This window comes from uncultured Tenacibaculum sp., assembly GCF_947502995.1.
In the GTDB taxonomy this organism is placed as follows: Bacteria; Bacteroidota; Bacteroidia; order Flavobacteriales; family Flavobacteriaceae; genus Polaribacter.
Genome location: NZ_CANNBW010000031.1, coordinates 13,310 through 39,075, shown reverse-complemented (window position 1 = coordinate 39,075; position 25,766 = coordinate 13,310). Strand labels below are relative to the sequence as shown.

27 protein-coding genes are annotated in these 25,766 nt (G+C 29.7%); 13 read left to right on the top strand and 14 right to left on the bottom strand.

Features of this window, described 5'->3' with window-relative positions; translation table 11 throughout:
• The 6 genes from Q1A46_RS19625 to Q1A46_RS19600 all read right to left on the bottom strand — a co-directional run bounded on the left by Q1A46_RS19625 (window position 1) and on the right by Q1A46_RS19600 (window position 5,921).
• Window positions 1–936 carry an acetylornithine carbamoyltransferase gene (locus Q1A46_RS19625; protein WP_299683122.1) on the bottom strand — a complete coding sequence of 312 codons (936 nt, stop codon included), beginning with the start codon at window positions 934–936 and terminating at the stop codon, window positions 1–3.
• Window positions 937–1,048: 112 nt separating this feature from the next.
• Window positions 1,049–2,188 (bottom strand): aspartate aminotransferase family protein, encoded by a 1,140-nt coding sequence (locus Q1A46_RS19620; RefSeq protein WP_299683120.1) that lies wholly within the window; start codon window positions 2,186–2,188, stop codon window positions 1,049–1,051.
• Entirely contained in the window at window positions 2,185–2,985 is an 801-nt protein-coding gene (proC, locus tag Q1A46_RS19615) for a pyrroline-5-carboxylate reductase (protein ID WP_299683119.1), read from the bottom strand. The genes Q1A46_RS19620 and proC overlap by 4 nt, the downstream gene beginning before the upstream one ends.
• Window positions 2,986–3,149: 164 nt before the next feature.
• Window positions 3,150–4,127: an N-acetyl-gamma-glutamyl-phosphate reductase gene (gene argC, locus Q1A46_RS19610; protein ID WP_299683118.1), complete on the bottom strand. Its 978-nt coding sequence runs from the start codon at window positions 4,125–4,127 to the stop codon at window positions 3,150–3,152.
• Complete coding sequence (gene argG / locus Q1A46_RS19605; RefSeq protein WP_299683116.1) at window positions 4,120–5,307, bottom strand: argininosuccinate synthase; 1,188 nt, start codon at window positions 5,305–5,307, stop codon at window positions 4,120–4,122. Before argG ends, argC begins: the two co-directional genes overlap by 8 nt.
• Entirely contained in the window at window positions 5,304–5,921 is a 618-nt protein-coding gene (locus Q1A46_RS19600) for a GNAT family N-acetyltransferase (protein ID WP_299620346.1), read from the bottom strand. The genes argG and Q1A46_RS19600 overlap by 4 nt, the downstream gene beginning before the upstream one ends.
• Before the next feature lie 450 nt (window positions 5,922–6,371).
• Between Q1A46_RS19600 and Q1A46_RS19595 the strand changes: the two genes are divergently transcribed.
• From Q1A46_RS19595 to Q1A46_RS19550, 10 genes are all read left to right on the top strand, one after another.
• Window positions 6,372–6,788: a DUF2141 domain-containing protein gene (locus tag Q1A46_RS19595; RefSeq protein ID WP_299683114.1), complete on the top strand. Its 417-nt coding sequence runs from the start codon at window positions 6,372–6,374 to the stop codon at window positions 6,786–6,788.
• Window positions 6,789–6,841: 53 nt separating this feature from the next.
• On the top strand, window positions 6,842–8,197 hold the full coding sequence (locus Q1A46_RS19590) for a 2TM domain-containing protein (protein WP_299683112.1): 1,356 nt from the start codon (window positions 6,842–6,844) through the stop codon (window positions 8,195–8,197).
• A 5-nt stretch (window positions 8,198–8,202) separates the two neighbouring features.
• A complete protein-coding gene (locus tag Q1A46_RS19585) occupies window positions 8,203–8,502 on the top strand; it encodes a 2TM domain-containing protein (RefSeq protein ID WP_299683110.1) in 300 nt (99 codons plus the stop codon).
• Window positions 8,492–8,773, top strand: coding sequence for a 2TM domain-containing protein (locus Q1A46_RS19580; RefSeq protein ID WP_299683108.1), 282 nt, complete (start codon window positions 8,492–8,494; stop codon window positions 8,771–8,773). The genes Q1A46_RS19585 and Q1A46_RS19580 overlap by 11 nt, the downstream gene beginning before the upstream one ends.
• Before the next feature lie 2 nt (window positions 8,774–8,775).
• Window positions 8,776–9,120 (top strand): 2TM domain-containing protein, encoded by a 345-nt coding sequence (locus tag Q1A46_RS19575; protein ID WP_299683106.1) that lies wholly within the window; start codon window positions 8,776–8,778, stop codon window positions 9,118–9,120.
• 4 nt (window positions 9,121–9,124) lie between these two features.
• Window positions 9,125–9,469 carry a 2TM domain-containing protein gene (locus Q1A46_RS19570; protein ID WP_299683104.1) on the top strand — a complete coding sequence of 115 codons (345 nt, stop codon included), beginning with the start codon at window positions 9,125–9,127 and terminating at the stop codon, window positions 9,467–9,469.
• Window positions 9,470–9,487: 18 nt separating this feature from the next.
• Window positions 9,488–9,841 carry a 2TM domain-containing protein gene (locus tag Q1A46_RS19565; protein ID WP_299683102.1) on the top strand — a complete coding sequence of 118 codons (354 nt, stop codon included), beginning with the start codon at window positions 9,488–9,490 and terminating at the stop codon, window positions 9,839–9,841.
• 14 nt (window positions 9,842–9,855) lie between these two features.
• Window positions 9,856–10,611: a LytTR family DNA-binding domain-containing protein gene (locus tag Q1A46_RS19560; protein WP_299683100.1), complete on the top strand. Its 756-nt coding sequence runs from the start codon at window positions 9,856–9,858 to the stop codon at window positions 10,609–10,611.
• A gap of 84 nt (window positions 10,612–10,695) precedes the next feature.
• Window positions 10,696–12,054: a sensor histidine kinase gene (locus Q1A46_RS19555; RefSeq protein ID WP_299683098.1), complete on the top strand. Its 1,359-nt coding sequence runs from the start codon at window positions 10,696–10,698 to the stop codon at window positions 12,052–12,054.
• 2 nt (window positions 12,055–12,056) lie between these two features.
• Window positions 12,057–12,797: a LytTR family DNA-binding domain-containing protein gene (locus Q1A46_RS19550; RefSeq protein WP_299683096.1), complete on the top strand. Its 741-nt coding sequence runs from the start codon at window positions 12,057–12,059 to the stop codon at window positions 12,795–12,797.
• Window positions 12,798–12,801: 4 nt separating this feature from the next.
• Here Q1A46_RS19550 and Q1A46_RS19545 read toward each other — a convergent pair whose 3' ends face one another.
• Genes Q1A46_RS19545 through hutI form a run of 3 tightly spaced genes read right to left on the bottom strand, consistent with a single transcriptional unit; the run spans window position 12,802 to window position 16,221 of the window.
• Entirely contained in the window at window positions 12,802–13,980 is a 1,179-nt protein-coding gene (locus Q1A46_RS19545) for an MFS transporter (RefSeq protein ID WP_299683094.1), read from the bottom strand.
• Window positions 13,977–14,984 (bottom strand): formimidoylglutamase, encoded by a 1,008-nt coding sequence (locus tag Q1A46_RS19540; protein ID WP_299683092.1) that lies wholly within the window; start codon window positions 14,982–14,984, stop codon window positions 13,977–13,979. The genes Q1A46_RS19545 and Q1A46_RS19540 overlap by 4 nt, the downstream gene beginning before the upstream one ends.
• A 1-nt stretch (window position 14,985) precedes the next feature.
• Entirely contained in the window at window positions 14,986–16,221 is a 1,236-nt protein-coding gene (gene hutI / locus Q1A46_RS19535; RefSeq protein ID WP_299683090.1) for an imidazolonepropionase, read from the bottom strand.
• A gap of 53 nt (window positions 16,222–16,274) precedes the next feature.
• Here hutI and Q1A46_RS19530 point away from each other — a divergent pair, with 53 nt between their 5' ends.
• The 3 genes from Q1A46_RS19530 (at window position 16,275) to Q1A46_RS19520 (ending at window position 17,763) form a co-directional block, all read left to right on the top strand.
• Complete coding sequence (locus Q1A46_RS19530; RefSeq protein ID WP_299683088.1) at window positions 16,275–16,703, top strand: DUF3995 domain-containing protein; 429 nt, start codon at window positions 16,275–16,277, stop codon at window positions 16,701–16,703.
• Between the two features lie 93 nt (window positions 16,704–16,796).
• Window positions 16,797–17,303, top strand: a complete 507-nt coding sequence (locus Q1A46_RS19525; protein ID WP_299683086.1) for a DinB family protein — start codon at window positions 16,797–16,799, stop codon at window positions 17,301–17,303.
• Between the two features lie 7 nt (window positions 17,304–17,310).
• A complete protein-coding gene (locus tag Q1A46_RS19520; RefSeq protein ID WP_299683084.1) occupies window positions 17,311–17,763 on the top strand; it encodes an HAD domain-containing protein in 453 nt (150 codons plus the stop codon).
• On the opposite strand, the gene Q1A46_RS19515 is transcribed toward Q1A46_RS19520, so the two are convergent.
• The 5 genes from Q1A46_RS19515 to Q1A46_RS19495 form a co-directional block, all read right to left on the bottom strand.
• Entirely contained in the window at window positions 17,755–18,624 is an 870-nt protein-coding gene (locus Q1A46_RS19515; protein WP_299683082.1) for an aldose 1-epimerase family protein, read from the bottom strand. The two genes, Q1A46_RS19520 and Q1A46_RS19515, sit on opposite strands and share 9 nt — an antisense overlap.
• A gap of 49 nt (window positions 18,625–18,673) precedes the next feature.
• The gene (locus Q1A46_RS19510) at window positions 18,674–19,147 is read right to left on the bottom strand and encodes a nucleoside deaminase (RefSeq protein ID WP_095071501.1); all 474 of its coding nucleotides are present in this window, start codon (window positions 19,145–19,147) and stop codon (window positions 18,674–18,676) included.
• Window positions 19,148–19,192: 45 nt separating this feature from the next.
• Window positions 19,193–20,332 carry a tryptophan 7-halogenase gene (locus tag Q1A46_RS19505; RefSeq protein WP_299683077.1) on the bottom strand — a complete coding sequence of 380 codons (1,140 nt, stop codon included), beginning with the start codon at window positions 20,330–20,332 and terminating at the stop codon, window positions 19,193–19,195.
• A gap of 12 nt (window positions 20,333–20,344) precedes the next feature.
• Complete coding sequence (locus Q1A46_RS19500; protein ID WP_299683075.1) at window positions 20,345–23,530, bottom strand: LodA/GoxA family CTQ-dependent oxidase; 3,186 nt, start codon at window positions 23,528–23,530, stop codon at window positions 20,345–20,347.
• A gap of 354 nt (window positions 23,531–23,884) precedes the next feature.
• Window positions 23,885–25,285 (bottom strand): vanadium-dependent haloperoxidase, encoded by a 1,401-nt coding sequence (locus tag Q1A46_RS19495; protein WP_299683073.1) that lies wholly within the window; start codon window positions 25,283–25,285, stop codon window positions 23,885–23,887.
• Window positions 25,286–25,766: the final 481 nt, after the last annotated feature.

The window sequence follows — 25,766 nt, the reverse complement described above, 5'->3', positions numbered from 1 at the left end:
TTATAAGTTTTCGAGGATGTTTTTTAAAACAACCTGAGCTGCATATGTTCTATTGTTTGCCTGATTTATCACCAAAGAATTATCAGAATCTAAAACTGCATCTTCAACAACAACATTTCTTCTAACAGGTAAGCAATGCATAAATTTAGCATTATTAAGTTTATGTTGAGTGATCATCCAATCGTTATCTTGACTCAATATTTGTCCATAATCCTCATATGAACTCCAGTTTTTTACATAAACAAAATCCGCATTTTTTAAAGCCTCCTCTTGATCGTAACTTACCTGAGTGTCTTTTGTGATTTCAGTACTTAACTCATAACCTTTCGGATGTGTAATTGTTAGGTTTACAGGTAATTTTTGCATCATGTTTACAAAAGAATTCGCTACAGATTGTGGTAAAGCTTTAGGGTGTGGTGCCCAAGACAAAACTACATTTGGTTTCTCATTTTTATGAAACTCATTAATAGTAATTGCATCTGCTAATGCTTGTAATGGATGCGCTGTAGAGCTCTCTAAATTTATTACAGGAACATCTGCGTATTTAGAGAAACTATTCATGATTACTTCTGTATAATCCAACTCTTTGTCTTTTAATGTTGGAAATGCTCTTACAGCAATTATATCTGCATATTGAGCAATTACTTTTGCAGCTTCTTTAATATGTTCAGATGTTGATAAATTCATCACAGTTCCGTCTTCAAATTCTAAATTCCAAGAGTCACTAATTTGTAAACAAATAACATCCATTCCTAGATTTTTAGCAGCTTTTTCGGTGCTTAATCTAGTTCTTAAACTAGCATTAAAAAACAACATTACTAAGGTTTTATTTTTACCTAAGTTTTTATGCTCAAATGGAGCCTTTTTTAATGCTATTGCTTCTGTTATTGTTTGGGGTATATTTTTAATATCATTGATTTCAGTATATTTTTTCATGGGTTTTGAGTTTTGTATAAGGTCATACTGAGTTTATATCAGGATTTCAATTTTTTTTAAACTTTATTTAATGAAATACTTAAAATAATACAGCATGACGGATAATTAATTTTTATACTTTTTGTAACTCTAATGCTTTTGTTAATGCATTGATAAAAACATCTATATGTTCTTTCTTAACTGTTAAAGAAGGAAGAATACGTAGTAAGTTCGGGTTTTTAGAACTTCCTGTAAAGATGTGATAATTATAAATCAATTCTTTACGTAATTCTACAATTGGGAAGTCAAATTCTAAACCAAGCATTAAACCCCGTCCTTTAATTGTTTTTATTTCTGAAATTTGTGATACTTTATCGATAAAATAGGTCGAAATTTCTTCAACATTATCTAATAATTTTTCTTGTTGAATCGTTTCTATAACTGCTAATGTAGCAGTACAAGCCAAATGATTTCCGCCAAATGTGGTTCCTAATAAACCAAATGATGCTTTAATTTTCGGATGAATTAAAATTCCTCCAACAGGAAAACCATTTCCCATTCCTTTTGCCATTGAAATAATATCTGGTTCTATTCCATGTTTTTGAAAAGCAAAGAAATCACCAGTTCTTCCAAAACCAGATTGAACTTCATCAGCAATCAATAAGGTTCCGAATTGTTTACAAAGTTGTTCTACAGTTTTGTAAAACTCTGTAGAAGCTTCATCTAAACCACCAACTCCTTGAATAATCTCTGTGATTACTGCACACACATCTTCTTTAGCTAAAATCTTAGTTAAAGCTTCGATGTCTCCAAACTCAACGAATTCAACGGCTTGTTGTGCGTTAATCGGTGCAACAATTTTTGGGTTATCTGTTGCAGCTACAGCTGCCGAAGTTCTACCGTGAAATGCGTTTTTAAAAGCTACTACTTTATGTTTTTGCGTATGAAAAGAAGCTAATTTTATAGCATTTTCGTTGGCTTCTGCTCCAGAATTACATAGAAATAACTCGTAAAGTTTGCATCCAGATGCAGCTGTTAATTTATCTGCTAGTTGTTGTTGTAAGGGATTTTGGATAGAATTACTATAAAATCCAATATTTGCTAGTTGTTGTTGTAATTTTTCTACGTAAGTAGGGTGAGAATGACCAATGGAAATCACTGCATGTCCTCCGTATAAGTCTAAATATTGTGTGCCACTTTCATCATACACATATACATCTTTAGCCTTTACAGGAGTGATATCGAATAATGGATAAACGTTAAATAAACTCATATTTGTTCTTTTTTAATAGTGTTAATTTTATTGAAAGAAGCAACCATTCCTTGAATTAATGAAGAGCTTAAACCTTTGTGTTCCATTTCATTTAAACCTTCAATTGTACATCCTTTCGGTGTAGTTACTTTATCGATCTCTTGTTCTGGATGATTTCCAGATTGAATTAATAAATTAGCAGCTCCTTCACTTGTGAACATTGCTAATTCCTGTGCTTCTTTAGCATCAAAACCTAATTGAATAGCAGCCTGTGTTGTAGCACGAATTAAACGCATCCAAAACGCAATTCCACTTGCACAAACTACTGTTGCAGCTTGCATTAAGTTTTCAGGAATAATCATGCTATTTCCAAGTTGATTAAAAATAGATTCTGCAATAGTAATTTTACTAGTATCATTAGTATTGGCCGAAATACAAGTCATTGATTTTTCTACAGCAATAGCTGTATTAGGCATTGCTCTTATAATTGAAAACCCTTGACCTAAAATATTTTCAATTTTTTCTATGGAAAAACCAGTGATTGTTGAGATTACAAGTTGTTCTTTACTGATGTATTCTTTAGATTGAAACAAAATTTCTTCCAATTGCTTTGGTTGAACTGCAAAAATTAAAACATCAGAATTTTGAATTGCTTCACTATTATCACTCGTGATAATAATATTCTCTTGTTTTGGTAAATCGTTTAATTCACTTACGTTTCTTTTAGTTAAATAAAGCGAATTAAAGTTCTGACCTTTTATCAATCCTTTAGCTATTGATTTTCCTAAGTTTCCTGTTCCTATGATTGCTATTTTCATGATTTCATTTATAGTTGATAAAGAGATTATCTAAAAATTGTAATTCGTCAAACTGAATTTGTTTCAGTTTCTTATCATAATTAATGATCTACTAGGTGAGATTCTGAAATAAATTCAGAATGACGTTTGAAATACGAATTATATATTCTCTTATAGTTTGATGTTTAGAAAAAGTTAGCTTTTAATTGTAACCCTTCTGTTTCCTCAAAACCAAACATCAAATTCATGTTTTGTACTGCTTGTCCAGAAGCTCCTTTTAATAAATTATCAATACAACTTGTGATTAATAATTGATTCTCATGTTTATGAACATACACTAAACATTTATTAGTGTTCACTACTTGCTTCAGATGTAAAGTTTGGTCAGCAACAAAAGTGAAAGCAGCATCTTTATAAAATTCTTTATAAATTTTAATAGCTTCTTCTTCTGAACCTGAAAACTCAGTATATACAGTAGCAAATATTCCTCTAGAAAAGTTTCCTCTATTCGGTAAGAATAAAACTTGGTGTTTACTCTCTGATTGAAATTTTTCTATGGTTTGATAAATCTCTCCTAAATGTTGATGCGTAAAAGGCTTGTAATAGGAGAAGTTATTATCTCTCCAGGTAAAATGTGTAGTTTTTGATAAGCTAGTTCCTGCACCAGTTGCACCAGTTACAGCATTTACATGAATGTTATTTGTGATTAGTTTTTCTGATGCTAAAGGAGCAATAGCTAATTGAATCGCAGTAGCAAAACAACCTGGATTTGCAATATAATTCACATTAATTATTTCCTTTTTATTGATTTCAGGTAAACCATATATGTATTCATTTCCTTGAAATACTTTATTGTTTACAAGTCTGAATTCATTACTTAAATCAATAATTTTTGTAGTATCAGAAAATTGATGTTCCGCAAGAAATTTACCAGAATTTCCGTGTCCTAAACACAAGAATAAAATATCAACATTAGTATTAATTGTGTCTGTAAATTTTTGATCTATAGATCCAACTAAATCTTGATGAATCGCGCTAATTGGATTACCAGCATTTGAAGTACTAAAAACAAAATCAATTTTTACTTCTTTATGATGTATTAATAATCTAATTAATTCACCAGCTGTATAACCAGCTCCACCTATAATTCCAGCTTTAATCATGACTGTTGGTATTTTGATAGATTTTAGTTTGATTTCCGTAAATATTAATGAAACCTTTAGCGTCTTCTGCCGTCCAAGCATTATTCATTTCACCATAGCTACCAAATTTCGATTGTAACAAATCGTTATCTGAAGAAATTCCGTTTAAAGTAAAATGATAAGGCTTTAAAGTTAAAAATACATCGCCAGTTACTTGTTGTTGACTGCTACTTAGCATGGCTTCTAAATCTCTCATTACAGGATCTAGATATAAACCTTCATGTAAGTGATTTCCGTACCAATTAGCTACATAATCTTTATGTTGTAATTGCCATTTGGTTAATGTATGTTTTTCTAATAAGTGATGTGCTTTAATAATTAATAAAGCAGCAGCGGCTTCAAAACCAACTCTTCCTTTAATACCAAGAATTGTATCACCAACATGAATATCTCTACCAATAGCGTATTTAGAAGCGATATTGTTTAGTTTTTCAATGATAACTCCAGAAGCATCTTTCTCGCCGTTAATTGCTACAGGTTCTCCTTTTACAAAGGAAATTTTAATATCTGTAGCTTTTGTTTCTTGTAGTTGAGAAGGATATGCTTCTTCTGGTAAGGCTAGGTGAGAGGTTAAAGTTTCATCTCCACCAACACTAGTTCCCCATAAACCTTTGTTTACAGAATACTTAGCTTTACTCCAAGATAAATCTACACCGTGACTTTGTAGATAAGCAATTTCTTCTTGTCTGCTTAACTTTTTATCTCTAATTGGAGTAATAATTTTAATATGAGGAGCTAATGTGTTAAAGATTAAATCGAAACGAACTTGATCGTTTCCAGCTCCTGTACTACCGTGTGCAATATATTCTGCTCCAATAGATTTTGCATAATTAATAATTTCTATGGCTTGTACAATTCTTTCTGCACTTACTGACAATGGATACGTATTGTTTTTTAATACATTTCCATAGATTAAGTATTTAATTACTTTTTCGTAGTAATTGTGAACTGCATCTATATTTTTATACGTTTTTACACCTAATTGATATGCTTTATTTTCAATATCATGTATTTCTTCATTGGTAAATCCACCTGTATTTACACTAACAGCATGAACTTCAAAATTTTCATCCTTTGTTAAGTGTACTGCACAATAAGAAGTGTCTAAACCTCCGCTATATGCTAAAACTAATTTTTTCATTTTTTCTCTTTTTTTAAGAATAAATGTTGTTTGATACTTTTCAACCTAGTGAATGTTTTCTCTTTAAATTTCTTAGGTTGATTTTTATTTTCGGTAGCTGGATCATATAACATTCCTGTACATAAACACATTTTTTGTTCTGTTCTCGTCAAAACATCATAATTCACACAAGTTTTACATCCATCCCAAAACGTTTGATCTGTTGTTAATTCAGAAAATGTAACGGGTTTATAACCTAGGTTACTATTAAGTTTCATAACTGCTAACCCAGTAGTAATACTGAATATTTTAGCATTTGGAAACTTAGTTCTTGAATGATCAAAAATCTTTTGTTTTATTTTCTTAGATAAGCCTAAACCTCTAAAGTTAGGATGAACGATTAATCCAGAATTGGCAACAAATTTTCCATGTCCCCAAGATTCTATGTAACAAAAACCGGCAAATGTATTTCCATCTAGAGCGATAACTGCGTTACCTTTTTCCATTTTAGAAATAATATATTCTGGTTTTCTCTTTGCAATACCTGTACCTCTAATTTTAGCTGCATTTTCTATGGTAGTACAAATTTCTTCTGCGTAAATTTTATGTGATATATCGGCAATAATGATTTCCATTACCTTAAATTTAAAATTGTTTGTTGTCTCTTTTTTTCTGAAGAAGAACCGGACTCACCTAAGTTCTATTAGTCATATTAGCCCTTACGGGCGCGGGAAATATCGTCGTACAGAAATTCTATTATCAGTTGTGATAATTATGAATGTTAACGATAAAAAAGTATTGTAAGATTGCATGATGATGTTAATAAGATGAATTCAAATTTCTATTGATTCTTAGGCAAGAATAAACTAGCTACGTCGCATGGGGCGTCGTCGGCGTAATGAAATTTGATTTGTCTTATTGCTTGTATGCATGCCGCTAATGTATAAAAAAAATCAATACTTCAAACTTATTTTTTTAAAATTTACAATTCATCATGTAAAATTTACAGTTCGGTAATAATAAGTTTTAAAATAAACAATGTCACTGCATCTTTGAAGTGTAATTAATCTTTAAAACTAAATACAATGAAATTTTTAAGTACTATTTTATTCGCATTATTAACGTTTAATAGTGTGTTAGCTCAGAAAGGAAATCAGAAAATTACAGTTACAGTAATTAATGCTACTTCAAGTGAAGGAACTGTGAAATTTGCTCTTTCTGACAAAGAAAATTTTTTAATAGGAAAACCAATTCAAGCTAAAGAAGCAAAAATAGAAAATGGTAAATCTGTAGTTGTGTTTGAAAATGTTCCTGCAGGAGAATATGCAATTACTTGTTTTCATGATAAGAATAGTAATGGTAAAATGGACTTTCAACCAAGTGGTATGCCGATGGAAGATTATGGAGCTTCTAATAATGTAATGAATTTTGGTCCCCCAAGATATGATGATGCAAAGTTTACTATTACCAACAAAGATGTATCTTTAGATATTAAATTCTAAGTGATTTTAAATACACAAGAATATAGAAACTAATATTTATTAACTGTTTTATAATGAGGTCAAAAGAAAAACTGTTTTCAATCAAATATTTTCAAAAAGAGATAACACATACGTTAAAGTTAACATTTGGTTTTGGTTTTTTCTTTTGGCTTGTTGGAGGCACATATACCGTTAAATTATTATGGATCTCTATTGGAATTTCTGCAATGTACTCTTTTGTATTAGCACTTACTCAAGGTGTTGTAAATGATTATTTGAGTAGTAAATGGGATTGGATTACTGAAACGAATCAAAGAGTTTGGGCGGGAATTTTATTTACAATCTTATATACAGTGCCTGTAATATTGGCAATTAACTACATCCTTTTTGTGAAAATTCAAGGTATGCCACCTGAAGATTTCTTTAAAAAAGGAATGATTTGGACACATTTATTTTGGATTCAGTTTTCTTTTGGAGTTTCCGCTTTTTTACATGCTAGAGATTTTATGTTCAATTGGAAAAAAGCAGCAAGTCAAGAAACCAAACAGCAACAAATTGTAGCAAAAACAGAAACTGCAAAGTTTGAAACATTAAAAAGCCAGATTGATCCTCATTTTTTATTCAATAGTTTAAATGTATTGACTTCCTTAATTGGTGAAAATCCGAATCAAGCTGAGAAATTTACAACAAAACTATCGAAAGTATATCGATATGTTTTAGAACAGAGAAACAAAGAATTAATACCACTCGAAGAAGAATTAAAGTTTGCTAAAACGTATATGGAATTATTACAAATGCGTTTTGAAGATGCTTTAGAATTTGAAATTTTAACCAATGTAACTACTAGTGATTTAAAAATAGTACCGTTATCGTTACAATTACTTTTAGAAAATGCTGTAAAACACAATGTAGTTTCAAGTTCTCGACCGTTGCAGATTTCAATCTATGAAGAAAACGGTTACTTGAAAATTAAAAACAATATTAATCCTAAAGAAGCCATAGGGAAGAAGAGTACAAAAGTGGGGCTTCAAAATATTGCAGATCGATACGGACTTATTTCTAACGAAAGAGTTCATATCGAGAATAATAACAAAACATTTACAGTGAGTTTACCACTGTTATCTAAAACAAAAGACATTATGAAAATATCAGATAATTTCGAAAATAATAGCTACATCAAAGCAGTTGAACGTGTTGAAAAAATGAAAGAGTTTTATAGAAATTTAGCGTCGTACTTAATTTGTATTCCGTTTTTCATTTTTATCAATCTACGATTCTCTCCACAATTCCATTGGTTTTATTTTCCAATTATAGGTTGGGGAATAGGAGTGTTATTCCACGGATTAGAAGTATATAATTATAATATGTTTTTAGGAAAAGATTGGGAAGAGCGTAAAATCAGAGAATTAATGGATAAAGATAAATTTTAGTAGTTATGGAGTTACCTAAAGAAGAGGAAATCAGATATATGAGAGCTCTTAAAAAAGTAAAAGAGATTAAAGAATTTTATAGTCATTTATTGATTTACATCATTGTTATTCCGATACTAATTTTTATCAATTTAAAATTTTCTCCACAATTTCATTGGTTTTGGTTTTCAGTATTTGGATGGGGAATAGGATTATTTTCTCACGGATTTCAAGTTTTTGATGGCTTTAAATTAATAATGGGAAAAGATTGGGAAGAACGTAAGATTAACGAATACATAAAAGAATACAACAGAAATGGAAAATAATTATATAGAAGAACAACGCTATTTAAAAGCAAAGAAAAAAGTAAAAGAAATTAAAGGTTTTTATGTGCATTTGGCATTATATCTTTTAAACACACCAATTATAGTATACACTAATTTAACTTTTTCTCCTCAGTTTCATTGGTTTTGGTTTTCTGTGTTAGGTTGGGGAGTTGCTATAGGAATTCACGCTTTTTTAGCTTTTAATGATAATCTTTTTAGTAAAGAATGGGAAGAGCGTAAGATTAAAGAGATAATGGATAAAAAGTATTAACGATGGAGCAAGATTTTTTAGAAGAGCAACGCTATTTAAAAGCTAAAAAGAAAGTTAAAGATATAAAAGGATTCTATTCTCATTTTGCAGTATATATAGTTGTGAATTTATTTCTTAGTGCTATCATAATTGTTGGTATCATGAATGATAATGGGAATTCTTTTGAAAAAGCAATTAGTAACTTCGGTGTATATTCTACTTGGTTGTTTTGGGGAATAGGAGTTTTCTTTCATTGGTTAGGAGTTTTCGGATTTGGTAATTTGTTATCTAAAGATTGGGAAGACAAAAAAATTAAAGAATTTATGGAAAAGGATAGAAAGAGAAATCAAAAAATGTTAAATCACTAAAGCTATGTTTGTAACAAATTATACTGAAGAACAAGAATATATTAAAGCTAAGAAGCGAGTTGAGGAATTGAAGAATTTCTACAGACATTTAGCTGTATACATCATCATAAATTTTTTCATTTCAGCAATGAAAATTAGAAGAAATTTATTGAATGGAGAATCTTTTGAAGAAGCTTTTTTCGATTTTGGAACGTTTGCTGTATGGATTTTTTGGGGAATAGGAATAGTTTTTCAAGCATTACGATTATTCGGACCAAACTTTTTATTCGGAAAAGATTGGGAAAGAAGAAAAATAGAAGAGTTAATGCGTGAGGAGGAAGATAAGAAAAGAAAAATGTTAAGAAATTAATTTAAATCAGAAAAGGTTATGGTATTAGATGTAAAGAATAAATATTTACTAGCTAAGAAAGAAGTGGCAAAAATAAAATCGTTTTACGATCACTTAACAGTTTATCTGGTTTTTAATATAATTTTTGCCTTATCATCTAATATATCAGAAATAAACTTTCATATATTCGGTGGCTTTAAAATTAGTAATCTTTGGTATAATTTTGAAAATTTTAAAGTGTACCCTCTTTGGGCTGTTTGGGGAATTATTGTAATTTTTCAAGCCGTAGACGTTTACGCAATATCAATACTTTTAGGAAAGAATTGGGAAAAAAGAAAAATTAAAGAGCTGATAGAAAAAGATAAAAAACTAACAAATAAATATATAGACTAATTGGTATTAACAATATGAATGTTTTAATAATTGAAGATGAAAAACCAGCAGCAAGACGTTTAAATAGAATGTTAGCTGAATTGAATATAGAAGTAAATACAATGTTGCATTCTGTAGAAGAAGCGTTAAATTGGTTTCAAAAGAATGAACATCCAGATTTAATCTTCCTAGACATTCAACTTTCAGATGGTTTGTCTTTTGAAATTTTTGAAGAAATACCAGTAAAATCTGCAATCATTTTTACTACAGCTTATGATGAATATGCACTTAAAGCTTTTAAATTAAATTCTATTGATTATCTATTAAAACCAATAGATGATGATGAATTGAAAGTTGCAGTAGATAAATATAAAGAACAACAACCAAAAAGTAATAATATTCAAGTTGATATTAACGAAATTAGAAAGTTGTTAATTAATCCGATAGATAGAAAATACAAGAAGCGTTTTACGATAAAAATAGGTCAACATATAAAGATTATACATACAGACAATATCGAGTGTTTGTATTCAGAAAATAAAGCTACTTATATACATACGAACGAGAATAGAAATTACTTGATAGATCATTCTTTAGAGCATTGGTACGATCATTTAGATCCAGAACAATTCTTTAGAGTAAATAGAACGTTTATAGTTCATATTAACGCCATAAAAGACATCATATCGTATACAAATTCACGATTAAAATTAGTGTTACATTCATTTACCGATCAAGAAATTATTGTGAGTAGAGAGCGTGTGAAAGACTTTAAAAATTGGATTGATTAACTGTTTACTATTTATTTTTTACAGTTCACTTACTTTTGTTTTTTTATAAAAAGATGATAATACATCTTTGAAGAAAAAATAAATATGAGTAAGTCCATAAAATCATTATTAATATCAGTTTTTGTTAGCTTTTTAATTGTTTTATCTATTCAACAAATATTTTCAGAAGCCATATTAGAGATAGAAGGAATAAGAGATCTGTTTATTCTTTTTCCATTTATAACTACTTCAATATTTATAGGGATATATTTTTCACATAAATATAAAAACTTTATAAAATCATTATTTGGTGTAACTATTGGTTCTTTTTTGTTTCACTTATTACTACTATTCTTAATTACTAAAATTTATAATTTAAAATCCGATTCACTTTATAAAATACTTTTTTTAAGTGCTATAATTACTTCATTTATAACTTTAATAACTTTTTTGATAACAAGTTTTAAAAGAGAGGAAAGTGGACCTTTAAATACTCAAAATCTAATTATTTCATATTTTACTCTTACAATTATTTATGAGTTTTCTATTTTAATTTGGGTTAATAAGTTTAATAATTATTCTATTATATATAATACTTTAATCATTGGTTGTTTCATTTTATTAGGAGCACTATATTTCTTTGATTCTGTAGATAAAAAAATAAAAGTGTTCAGAATTAAAGGTTTTTTAATTCCATTTTTATACTTTATTTCATTAATTATTTTACCGCTAATAGGAGTAGATTTTAGTGTTTTTAAATATATAATATTAACTAAGGAAACAATTGTCGGATTAATCTTAATAAAAGGAATCTATTACGCAGCTATTGTTTTAATTGTTCATCTAAACTATATTTTTAAGAAAAGTAAAAATGAGAAAGAAAAACTAGAACAACAAAGTTTACAATCACAACTCAATTATCAACAGTTAAAAAGTCAGTTAAGTCCTCATTTTCTATTTAATAATATTAATGTATTAACTAGTTTAATTGAAGAGAATCCTAAAAAAGCTACACTTTTTTCTACCAAACTATCGGATATTTATCGTTATTTTTTAGAGCATGAGAAATCAGATGTAGTAAAAGTTGGAGAAGAATTAGAGTTTATATACAATTATTTAGATTTATTGACTATTCGTTTTGAGGAAGGTTTAAATTACCAAATTGATTTGTCCGCTGATGTAAAAGAACTGTATATTATCTCTACAGCTATGCAACAAGTTTTAGAAAATATTGTAAAACATAACGAAGTAAGTAAATCATTTCCGGTACAAATTTATATTAATAACAAAGAAAATTATTTAGTTATAGAAAATAATAAGAATAATAAAATCTCTAAAGAAAGAAGTCATAAAAGAGGAATAGTTAATATTAAACAACGTTATTCGTATTTTACAGATAATGAGGTTATAATTGAAAACAGTGGGAACAAATTTATAATTAAATTGCCTTTATTGACGGAGTAAATATGAAAGTAATTATAATTGAAGATGAATTAGTAGCATCTAGAAGATTAGAGCGAATGCTTTCTAGTTATAAATTTGAAATTCAAGCGAATTTAGTTTCAGTTAAACAATCTGTATCTTGGTTGAAAGCAAATAAACACCCTGATTTAATTTTTTTAGATGTCCATTTATCTGATGGTTTATGTTTTGATATTTTTAAAGAAATTAATATTCAATCTAAAATTATTTTCACAACTGCTTTTAGTGAATATAGTATTAAAGCTTTTGAGTATAATAGTATTTTTTATTTGTTAAAACCAATAAAAGAAAAAGAGCTTCAACTTGCAATTAATAAAGCTGATACAATTCAGAAAATAGAGAATGAATATAAAACGTTAAAAAATTTATTTTTAGATGTAGAAGAAAAAAAGTTTAAAACTTCTTTTACTATCAAAATCGGAAAAAAGATTAAGATTATTAATCAAGAAGAAATTATAGGGTTTTATAGTGAAGATAATGTTACCTATATAAAATCGATACAAACAAAAGGAATCATTCATAATTCACTAACACATTTAGAGGAAGAATTAAATCCTAAAAAGTTTTTTAGAGTTAATCGATCATGGATTGTTCATAAAGATTTTATATCAGATATAAGTATACATAAAATAGCTAGATTAAAATTAGTTTTACATTTTTTTACAGACCAAGAAATTATTGTAAGTAGAGAACGTGTAAAAGACTTTAAAAATTGGATTGATTAAAAAACTAATGGGTTATAGTTTTATTGTTTTGTTTTAATGCCAATAATCCAAATACTGGACCTATAGCCAACACAACAAATAAATATTCTTGAGGAATAAATTCTCGTAAATAGTTTATCGTTTGAATACTTATAATTGTTAAACTATATCCTAAACAATTTACAATAGTAAGGGCAGTTCCCTTAATTTCTACAGGAGCATTTTTAGCTACTAAGGTTGAAAAAAGAGGAGAATCCATAATTACTGTAAAACCCCAGAGTAAAACAAAAAGAATAAATATAAATAACGGAGAAGAAAAGAATAGAGAAGAAGTAAGACAGCATAATCCAGATATTGCTAATGCGATCATGGCAATCTTCTTAGTTTTCCATTTTAATGATAAATAACCACCTAAAATACATCCTAAACTACCAATAGCTATAATACTAAAAGATAGTAGAGATATATTAAATTTTATGGTTGGATTTCTATCTAAATAAATACCTAGAATAACGGGAAGAAAAGCCCAAAAGGTATATAATTCCCACATATGACCGAAATATCCTAATGCAGCAGATCGAAAATCTTTCTTTTTAAAAACTTGAAAAATAGCATTCAGTTTTAAAGAACTACTTTTTTTTCTGAAAGGACCATCAGGAATGCATATTAAAATTAGTAAACTCCCTAATAAAGATAAACCTGAAGTACTATAAATAACAATTTTCCAAGGTAAAGCTGTTGTAAAAAAGGATAAAAAATGAGGGAAAGCTGTACCTAAAACAAGTGCACCAACTAAATACCCTAAAGATTTGCCTAAGTTCTTTTCAAAATGATCTGCGGCAATTTTCATACCTACAGGATAAATACCAGCTAAGAAGAATCCGGTTAAAAATCGAAAGATTACTAAGCTATTTATGGTATTATCAGGATAAACAATTCCTAAGTTAAAAACGGCTCCTAATAATCCACTAACGAAAAATACTTTTGAAGGAGAAAATCGATCAGCAATATTTAATAGAGCAAAAGATAAAGTTCCAATAATAAATCCGAATTGTACTGATGATGTAAGACTAGCTAATGATCCGTTTTCTAAATTAAAAACAGTAATTAAATCATTTAAAACTCCATTACCAGCAAACCACAAAGAAGTACAGAAAAACTGCGCTAAAACAATTATTAATAATATAGTTGAAGCTTTTTTCAATTAGTTTTCGATTTAATAAAATCAGTAATTAAATAACTGATATATTTTCCTACTTGTTTTGTAGTTAGTTTTTCATTGGATAATGAAGGAGCACCTTCACAAATATGCAAATAGTTTGCTGATTTATGCTTACCAAAGAAATAAACAACTCGTCTGGCTTCTCCAGGAGTAAATCCACTTGGAGTCATTGCACTACTAGGAAAAGATTGAATACAATCGAGATCAATTTCAATTCCGAAAGGTTTCTCAGCAATAAAATTTAAAGCTCGCTGTAATTCGCTTTGAAACGTTGTGCTTTTGTAAACAGCGATTTCTTCAAACATATTATATTCAAGATTGATGTTGTTGTGAATAAGATCGAATATGTATTGAGGTGTATAATTTTCATGTAAACCAAACATGAAATATTTATCTAAAAAACCATGTTGTAAAGCGTAAGAAAAACCATTTCCACTATGGCGTTCTTCTAATTTTCTAAGATCGGTATGAGCATCAAGATTAATCACATTTACCGATTGATTCAAAGCTTCGGAAAAACCTTTAATATTTCCATAAGAATTATTGTGTCCTCCACCAATTACAATTGGAATTTTGTTAGCTTGAACAATAATAGAAATCCATTTAGATAATTCAGTATCTAACTTTTTTAATAGTTCATTTCCTTTATTACGATCTTCAGGATTAAAATCAATTACTTCATCTAAAAAATCTAAATAACCAAGAATCAATATATTATTACCATTAAGAAACTGATTTTGTTGTGTATTTAATAATGCTTGTAGTGCAGGAATGAAAGCTGTGTGAGCTCCTGCATTTCCATAGTTCATTTGTACACCAATATCTTCAGGAACACCTAAAATAATAAATGTAGCAGAAGATGCTTTCAATTCTTCTACTACATTTTTATTATTATGTATCGTTTGAACATGTTCGCCAAGTTTAGATTCTCCATCTCTAAGTGACACAAATTCTAAAATGGTATTACTAGAAAATGTTTGCAACATGTTATACAAGTTTTCCGTTTATATATACAGATTCAATAACGCTAGATCCGAAATTATAAGGCAAGAAATTATATGATGAGATTTCTTTTGTTATAAAAAAGTTTGCTTTTTTACCTTTAGTGATCGACCCTACTTCATCAGATAAGTTCATTGCATATGCACCATTTATTGTTGCCGCATTAATAGCTTCTTCTGGAGTCATTTTCATTTTAATACAAGCTGTAGCAACAACAAAGTTCATATTTCCAGAAGGAGTAGAACCTGGATTATAATCTGAAGCTAAAGCTAAAGGCAAATTACTATCAATAATCTGTCGAGCTGGTGTGTAAGGAATACTTAAGAAATAAGAACATGAAGGAAGTGCAACAGGCATAGTTCCTGAGCCTTGCAATGCTTTGATGTCATCATCGCTTAAAACTTCTAAATGGTCAACAGAAAGCGCATCGTTAGAAACACATTTTTCTACACCACCAATAGTTGTAAATTGATTTACATGAACTTTAGGTTGTAATCCTACTTTTTTAGCTGCCTGAATAATTTTTTCAGTTTGTTCAACAGTAAAATATCCTGTTTCACAAAAAACATCAACAAATTCAGCTAAGTTTTCAGAAGCTACTTTAGGTAGCATTTCATTAATGATTACATCAATATATGCTTCTTGATTTTCTTTAAATTCTTCAGGAAAAGCATGGGCACCTAAAAATGTTGCTTTAATAGGTAAATCGAATTCATCTCTAAGTCGTTTTACAACTCTAAGCATTTTTAGTTCAGCATCGGTAGTTAAACCATAACCAGATTTTATTTCTATAGCTCCAGTTCCTAAACGCATCACTTCATCGAGTCTAACTTTAGTTAACTCATATAATTCCTGTTCAGAACTTTCTCGTAATCTTTTTGCCGAATTTAATATTCCACCACCATTTTTAGCAATTTCTTCATAAGTTAAACCGTTAATTCGATCTACAAATTCTTGCTCTCTTGTTCCAGCGTAAACGATATGCGTATGACTATCACACCACGTGGGGAATACCATTTTACCTTTACAATCTATTAAAATAGCGGCAGAATAAGAAGGAATGTCTTCCATTAAACCGAAATCTATTATTTTTTCATCCTTAATAGCTAAAAAAGCATTTTTTAAGGTTGGTAGTTCTTTCATTTCATTACCAGAAACCTTCTTAACGTTTTCTTCTCTAACTTGAATTAATTCCTTGATATTTATCAATAAGGTTGTCATAAGGGATCTTTAACTTTGGGTAATAACAAACATACATAAAAAGACGAATCAAAATGACATTTTTTCTTGCAATTATATGTAGTATTATATTACTTATTATTTCTTTATTTCATTTCTATTGGGCTTTTGGAGGCACTTTCGGTCTCGATCGTGTTATTCCAACGAATACAAAAGAAGTAAAAGTTTTAAAAGCCCCGCCAATTTTAACGTTATTAGTTGCGTTTTTTGTATTGCTGATTTTTAGCAGTTATATACAAGTAGCAAAAATCTATGACTTTTATTTTCTACCTCAATGGATTAAGACGAATGGATTATTAATTTTTTCTTCCATTTTTTTATTAAGAGCTATAGGAGATTTTAAATATGTAGGTTTTTTTAAGAAAGTTAAACAAACAAAATTTGCTGTAAATGACACCAAATTCTTTTCACCTTTGTGTTTATTTTTGGCTTTGTCAGGATACATTCTTTTATTTTTAAACTAGGAAATGGTATTTTTAGCATTAAATTTTAAAAGATATTAAACGACAAAGGCTTATAAATTAGTTTTTGGTTTAATAGACATAGACTAAAAATTTATGATACCAACTACAGAATATAACCCGTATTATACTTCGTTTATTACAAACTTAGAAACTGAAAAATCTATAATCGAAAATTTAAAGATAGTTCAAGAAGATTTTGAAACTACTTTAAGAACTATACCATCAAATAAAGAGAATTATGCTTATGCTGATGATAAATGGACAATTAAGGAATTAATTCAGCATTTAATAGATACAGAACGTATTTTTTGTTATCGAGCTTTATGTTTTGCAAGAAATGACAAAACCGATTTACCTGGTTTCGATCAAGATTTGTTCGTTATTAATTCTATAGCTCAGGATAGAGATTATAAAGATTTACTTGATGAAATGAATTTACTTAGAAAAGGAACGATTCAGTTATTTAAAAGCTTTAGACAAGAAGATTTACTGAAAATAGGTTCAGGTTCTGGAAATAAAATATCTGTTCGCGCTTTAGGAATGGTTATGGCTGGTCACCAAAAACACCATTTACAAGTTATTAAAGAACGTTATTTATAAAAATACATTGAAGAAAGTTTTAATATTAGATTTAGACGGAGTTCTAATTACAACCCCACCATGGAAGTCTGATACTATTCACATAGATGGTTATTCTGATTTTAATCAAAACTGTGTATCAAACTTGAATAAACTTTTGGAATATGCCGATATCGAAATTTGGTTGAGTTCTACTAGAAGGTTGAGAAAAACATTATCTGAATTCAATCAAATTTTTAGAAATAGAAAAATTCAAAAAGAAATATCAGGTTTTTTACCAGCTTATGAAAATTGTAAAAATAGGAGAGAAGAAGTTCTGAGATTTCTTTTAGATTATCATATAAATGATTTTATAATATTAGACGATGACAAATCTCTTAATAGTTTAAAAGAAGAGATAAAGCAAAAGCTAATATTGACAGAGTTAACTATTGGGTTTAATTCTGAAAAATTGAAAGAAGCTTTAGTAAAACTAAAATAATTCGATCGTATATTCTTTTTCAAACTCCTTATTTACATCTAATTTGATAATACTATCTTTTTGAGTGAAATCTTGGTTGGTAGTTTCAAGATCAGCAGCTCCCATCCATGGTTCAAAACAAATGAAAGGAGCATCTTTTTTGGTCCAAAAAGCAAAATATTCCCAGTCTGAACTTAAAAAATTAAGTCCGTGTTCATGTTTATTTGATTTTAAAGCAATCTTTTTAGAGGAAATGTTTTTATAAATTAAAGCGTCATCTTTAAATAATTCATAATTTAATTTAAAGATTTTATCAAGCGATTGTTCAGTTGGATTTATAGTACGTAACCCGTTAGTTTTATTTAAAGAATATTGTAGAGGAGTTTCAGAAGTCTCAAATTCAATATAATAATCAGAAAAAGATGTTTCAGAAGTAATTGGGCAAGAAAAAGCTGGATGCGCACCAATTGAAAAATAAATTGCTTTATCGTCCTCATTTTTTACGTGATACTCAATTTTGATAGAGTTTTCTATTAGAGTGTAAGAAACGTGTAGCTTAAATTTATAAGGATAAATTTCTAATGTTTTGTCAGAATAATTTAGTTCAAATGTTATTTTATTACCATTGTTCGAAATCAAAATGAATTCATTATCTCTAGCAAAACCATGTTGCGGTAAATGATATTTCTGATGATCTACGAAATATGTATGTTCTTTTAGTTTACCAACAATAGGAAATAAAATAGGAGCGTGACGTTTCCAAAATTTCTCATCACCATTCCATAAATAATCTAATTGAGTTTGCTTTGAATAGATTTTAGTAAGCTCTGCACCAGCAGTTTTTATTTGTACTTGTAGTTGGTCGTTTTCTAGCGTAATCATCTTTTTTGAAATAAAAAAATCCTTATCAACAAGATAAGGATTTTCAAAATTAATATTCAATTTTATCGTCTTTTTCTGTCCACTTTTGAAAAGGTTCTAAGGCAATATCTCTACCTACTTGTTCAAAAGGAATACTTCTTTTCTCGTAAGGTAACGGAATTTCTTTATAAATAAACTCATCATCAAAACCTATATTGGCAGCATCTACTTGATTACTACCATAAAATACTTTATCCGGACGCGCCCAATAAATTGCTCCTAAACACATCGGACAAGGCTCGCAAGAAGTGTAAACAATACAGCCATCTAATTGAAAAGTTCCTAAGTTTTTACAAGCATCTCTAATTGCTGTAACTTCTGCATGTGCTGTTGGATCATTTGTTGATGTTACTTTGTTATTACCGCGTCCAACAATTTCACCATCTTTTACAATAATACATCCAAACGGACCTCCTTCATTGTTTTGCATTCCTCTTAAAGCAGCTTTTACTGCCTCACTCATATATTCTTCGTGTGTATTCATGTTTTTATTTTAAAGATAAAAAAAGGGCAGTAAAAATAGTAGATTTTACAATACGAATACATTTTCATGTCTTCTTTTCCAAAAAAGTGCATTTTTCCAACGAGTTTCTGCACTATAGAATAGTTCTTTATGTTTTAAGTAATGATTCCATATTGAATCTATTTGTGAGGTATAATTATTTGATAGGTAAGCTATTTTTTCTTCATTTAAGTTAGATGAAATATTTACTTTTTTCAGTAAATCACTTACTTGCATAGCAGTTGCCATGGCATTAAACATTCCTTGAGAAGATAGAGGATCAAAACTAATTGCAGCATCTCCTAAAGCTAACCATTGTTGACCAACAACTTGATTTAACTTCGTAGAATTTGCGCTTACAACACCATGAAATTCAATAGCATTAGTTTGATTTTCGATAAATTGATTTGCAATTTTATTTTGATGAATAAGTTTTGAAAACGAACTGAAATTTTTAAAAACACTTTTCTCTATAATATCTGCGTCAGTTTGATATGATAAAATTCTTTTATTATTAGGAATTACCGCACTGTACCACCAACCAAACTCATCTGGTATAATAGTACTCATCGTATTTTGTTTGGTGTTTGGAAGACTTAACCAGCAAGAAATTAACGAATCGTATTTTGTTCTTTTAATATTTTGAGTTTTTGCAAAATGTGCTCCTCTTCCTGTAGCATCAATAACAAACTTTGAAGAGAAAACTTTCGTAGTGCGATTTTTTATATCATCAGACTTACAAGTTATGTTCCATGTGTTATCTTGATAAGAACTATTAAAAAAGCGCAATCCCCAGAAACAATCAACGCCTTTTTCAATAGCTTTTTCTCTTAAGTACAAAGCTAATTTTTTTCGATCGACACTTTTTGACGCTCCATCAGGATTTCTTAAGTGATCTATTATTTGTACTTGATCACTTCCCCAGTAGGATTGCATTCCGAGGTTATTGATAAAAATATTTTGATACTCGCTATCGCTAAGTTTAAGTCCGAGTGTATTTAAAATTCGATGTGTAGCTGGCGCTAAAGATTCACCGACTTTTTCTGTAGGCTGAATTAATTTATCTACTAGAGTTACTTTATAAGTATCTGCTAAAGAAATGGCGGCAATACAACCAGCAATGCCGCCACCTAAAATTAATATTTCTGTATTATGATTTGATATCATGTATCTTTCTCTTTATTTCGGAATAAACCTTGAGAATCGTGTCATTTTCTCTGGAATACCAACTTCGATCTTTTTCTCTGGTGCCGATTGATGAGATTTTGTTTTACTAATATTATGTAGTTTGGAAGCTATTAAACTCACTGTATTAATAACATTTGCTGTTGGAGCAAAATCTTTTGTGATTTCATCTTCAACTAAAGTTAATAATTCATTTTGAGCACTTTCTAATAATAGTTCTTCGTTTAATAAATTCTTATTTGATAATTTATTTACGGCAGTAGTTAAAATTTCTTTAGTTTCATCATTTAAAGTACCTACATCTAAAATTCCAGCTAAATCTTCTAATGTTGCTTTTAATAAAGCAGCTTCTTGCGCTGGAGTAGGAGTGATACCAACTTGCATTTCTTTAGGGAAATTAGGATCGTTTAACACTCCAGGACGTTTTTGAACTACAGCTAATTTATCAAAATACTTAACCATACTGTTAATTTGATTCGTGTAGTTTGGTGATGCTCCATCTAAAGGAAGATCACTCAACCAATCTGCTCTATCAGCAAAAGCTTCCATTCTTGTTTCTTCTGCTAAATTTGAATCTAAAGTTTGATCGTAGCGTTTCTCATTTAAAATATTATTAGGAACTCTCGCTGGCCAGAAAGTTGGTAAATATGGATCGTATGTAGTTGTATAACCATCTCTACAACTTGCTGTGTCAGTTTGCCAAGGAATAGCCATCCAACGTGTAATTCCACCAGCTACTTGTCCACCTAAAATAGGTCCTTTTGCTAAAGTTAACGTATCGCTATTCATTGTAGGTCCGTAGTAAATATTATTTACAGGAGGAGTTGCTTTTGCATGTTTAACTCTAAAAGCACTCATATACATTCCAGAAGAACGCATTGGCCAAGTCATTTCACAACCTGGATGGAAAGCATCAGCTAAACAGAAATCCATTGCAGCTTTTGTTAACATATTTGGTTGTTCTTCTACTGGTAAATCATCAATTTTCTTTGGTTCAGCATGAAACGGACAACCTTCTGTATCCATATAATCAGCATCAAAATCTCCAGTAACCCATTGATCTAAAAATTCTAATTGTAATTCAGATAAAGTTGCATGTTGACGAACTGATCCTGTAGAAGGAATACTAATAGCATCTCCATATAACCAAGGCCATAATTGTGGAGCTTCAGCACCTTTTACATCAATTCTTCTGAAATTATTAGAGATTGTTCTTCTCATTTCAAGAAAAGCAGGAGAAGGATTTCCTAATTTTTTAATCCATTCTTTTGAAGTATAATTGAACTGACCTCCCCAACCAAAAGCTCCAGCGAATCCAGCATTTACCCATTGTAAATCTGTCATACGTTGAAAAATTGGTAAAATATCTTTTGTGAATGACGGGCGTTGAGGTCTAGTTAACATTCCAGATTTTACAGCAACACTTCGCATTAAATCCCACATTGTTCTTACAGATTTTTGCATTGGTGCATAATCTGGCGGAGCACATACAACCCAAGCTGGATCTACTTTTAATTTTGTACCGTTGTATTCAACTTCAGCAGTTACTGGTCCGTCTGAAGTATCATCATACCAACCCTCATTATTGGCGAAAGTAATGGCAATATCACCATCTATATTTTCTGATTTTCCATGTCCACCTAACATAATTAGCCTTCCTTTTTCATCAGTACGCATTTCACCCAAATACACTTTTTTGTTTAAAAAATCACCTTCAAAAGTTGGTCCGTCTTCGATACCTACACCAGAAATAGATTGAGCGTTACCATCGATTAATAATGATTCACGATTCGGAATATTAATGTTTCTTAAAAATGAAGGCGGAGCATCTGCAGCTTCAGGAATATCTAAAGCCAATTGAAATTGATACCAAGAAGCTTTCTGATTTGCTAAATGACAATGCCAAGTAATGTTTGCATTTTCAGCAGTTAATTCTTTTACAGCTTTTCCTGCTGCATTAAATCCATATATTCTAAACTGTGCAGCTTGTCTTTTTAAAGCTCCGATCTCGTCTCTGTATGCATACGGATCTTCTTGAGCAATTGGTTCGTCAACAAGGGGACCTAAGAAATATTCATTCTGACTGTTACCAACACGCATAATTCCTATTGGAGGATAAATTCCTGCAGTAACAATACAATCATCATTTTCATCGATATTTCCTTCGAAATGTGGATTCCTCTTTTTAGGTTCTTCTAGTAATTCTCCGTTAGCTTGATGTCTGGTTTTTGCACTGGCAGCGTACACAACTTTTCTAACTTGAGCAATTGAACCTAATGGCTCGTGTTCTGGTAGCGTTCTCCAAATATTAAAAGCTAAATTACTTCCAAATTCAGCTTGACCAATAGCAGCTACGTTTTGTTGAGGTAAATGTAATTTTGCGATACAGATATACGGACTTTCTTCTGTACTCCATACAACTTGAGCATCGTCAATGGGCATGGTTTCAGGATTTGTTCGTAATTGAATTTCAAATCTGAAAGTAGCATCACCTTGTAATAAACGTTTTTCAAGATCAATCTTTAAATAATCATTTTCATTAAAAGGAGTTCCTTCATAAGTGTTTTCTGGAACTAAACGATATTTTACAATTTGATTTTCTCCTAATTTGAAAGGTAAAATAGCCCAATAATTAGCACTTAGCACACTAGCTTCCTCTTTTGTCATAGCTTTTAAGATAGCTGCTAATTCAGGATGTTTAGCTATGTAAGAATCGTAATCTCTATCGATAACACCAGTAGTAGTAAAACTACACATCTGTTGTGCATCTCTTGCAAAAAAACGATCGATATTTTGCATTATGAAATCGGCATTTGTACCGCCATCTAAAATGTTTTCTCCATCTATTCCAAAAAGCTTAAGTCCAATTCCTAGAGTAGAATGTAAATCAGGAGAAGTTGGTTCTGTATCACTAGAAAAACGAACAGCACACTTATAAGAATCTCCAGTAAATAAACCTAGTTTAAAACGATCTTCAATATCTTTATTAATAACAAAGTTACCGTAAGCTATTCCGTGTTGTTTTCTGAATACAGCTCTTTCAGCAGGTTTTTGCCCTCTTTCAATTCTTGTTTTTTGTCCCATTTCTACAAACATCTCTTCAAGACGTCTTGTCACAATTTCGATGTCTCCGTCACAGTTCCAACATGACGATGATTTTTCGTTTTGAGGTTTTTCCATTATTTCGTTGGTTTTAATTTATTATGAGATTAGTTAGTTTTAAAAGTAAAATTTAAAAGACGAACTAACTCAGGAATAACCCTTGAACGTATTCTTTTTAGTTATGGCTGTGTAGTTTTTAGGATTGAAAGAAATAGGAAATTATTGTAGCTTATATTGTTTACGATAAGATGAGATTTTTTAAAATGAAACTCTCTCTAAAGAATCTATTAATGATCTTTTTAGAGAGAATTTATTTATTATTCAAGATGTAAATACTCTGAGACTAGCTTTATTCCGATGAAAACTAAACTACCATTATAACCTATAATTATTATAAAGCTTCGTCTCAGAGAAATTTACTTTTCAGGAAAATCAATCGCGTAATTGTAAATTAAGGTTATTTACAGCTTCCGCAATTTCATATCCTAATCGCAACCCTTCAATTGCATCTTGTTCTATATGGACACCTAATGGTAGACGAGAGTATGCATTTTCTCTTGCCATTTCGGTAAAAGAAGTAAAACTTCTTGCTGAACCATTAAATGATATGTTTACAGAGTTGGTGTATGTATTATCAGTAAAATTTATATTGTCTGTACCAAAAAAGTTTATAAAAACTCCAGCTGCTGCTGCTGCAAATGTTGCATGACCAGATGGGTAACTTGGAAAAGCAGGATTTTCTTCCTCTATAAATCTTGATAAATTTGTTGTAAAATTCTCGTTTATGTATTTTGTAATATAGTTACTAGGACGTTCGATATTGTAGGTGTATTTATCGTCCCATGCTGAAACAGCAGCATCATTTATTGAAAAACCTAATCTTAATAAAAGTTCCAGTGCTTTATCGTAACTTAAATCATATTGTTTAATTAATTGGTTTGCAATTGAGAATTGTCTTCCTGGTGGACTAATCATAATTCCTTCCACATCATCTGCCCAAAATTCTGCAATCCATAAATCTTCATTATTTTCAGCATTAGCTGTAATGGTTGTTTGGTATACATTATTCATTTGTTGGTAATAATCACTTGACGTAGAGGTACTGTATTGCAAAACATCATCAAAAGCTACACTACTAGATTCTTCTGGAGTAATGGCAAAAGTTCTCACTTTTCTCCAGTATGGAAACCAAGCATCTTCACTTTCTTTAGCTTCCCATAAGCCTACACCGACTGGAGCTATATAACTTTGTGGAGTAGGATTGTCTATTTGCCATTCCGCATCTTTATCGCTTTTACTAAAATCTATTATACGTTGTGCGACATATTTTCCCCAATTTTCGGAGTTTTCTATTTGAGATGAAGAAAGACCTTCAATTAATGTTGTTGCTTTTGTGTTTTCAAATTCAGAAATATTTTGTCTGACACCAGATTCAAGGTTTATCATAAAGTGATCTATAACTTCGGAATAGGCAGCATTTAAAGCTAAGTTCAGGTTTACATTATCTTTTAAATTTGAAAAGTTGATATTCAAATTAGAATATTGCTCTGAATTTGAAGAATAACTACTCATAAACGGAACTGCTGTTTCATAACCTGTTAAATGAATATATGCCAAAGCTCTGGTTACACTGTTAGGTCTCATGTTTTCTGTGTATTGATCTATAGAAATCCAGAAATTATTCCATTCTGTAATTAATGTAGTTGTTTCGTCGGATACAGAGATAGAAGTGTTTATATCTATAATATCGGTATCTGCATCAGTATTACAAGATTGAAATATTGTAATACTTAGGAATATTAATACTATCCATTTTAAAGAAATTACTTTCATAATTTTAGCGTTTTTAAAAAACTTAAATACTTTTAGTACAAGTTTGTAATTCGTAAAAATGTATTCTTCTCTCGTTTTTGGCCGTAAACAATTTTGAAAAGAGTAATTGTATGATCAATAATTTAAATTTTAGGTGTTTAAAATTTTTATTAACCTAAGTTCGATTGTACTAGAAAGTTATATTCCTATAAACATAAATCCCATAATTTGTCACGTAATATTATTTTCTGATAGTAGTTAATTTATCGAACTCAGGTTTTAATAAAAACTAAATTATATCCATTTGCTTATAGTACGTTTGAATTGTTTTTTACCCAACCTCTTTTTTTAAAAAAAGAACATTTTTTAATCTTTTTATAAAGGTTTTTAGTTTATGTTTTTGATTATTAATGTTTTGTGAGTTTTGTTTTTTTGAAGTTTTTTTTAGTGAAAATTATTGTTCTGCTGAAGTTTATCCTTTTTAAGGTAAATAATTTAGCTT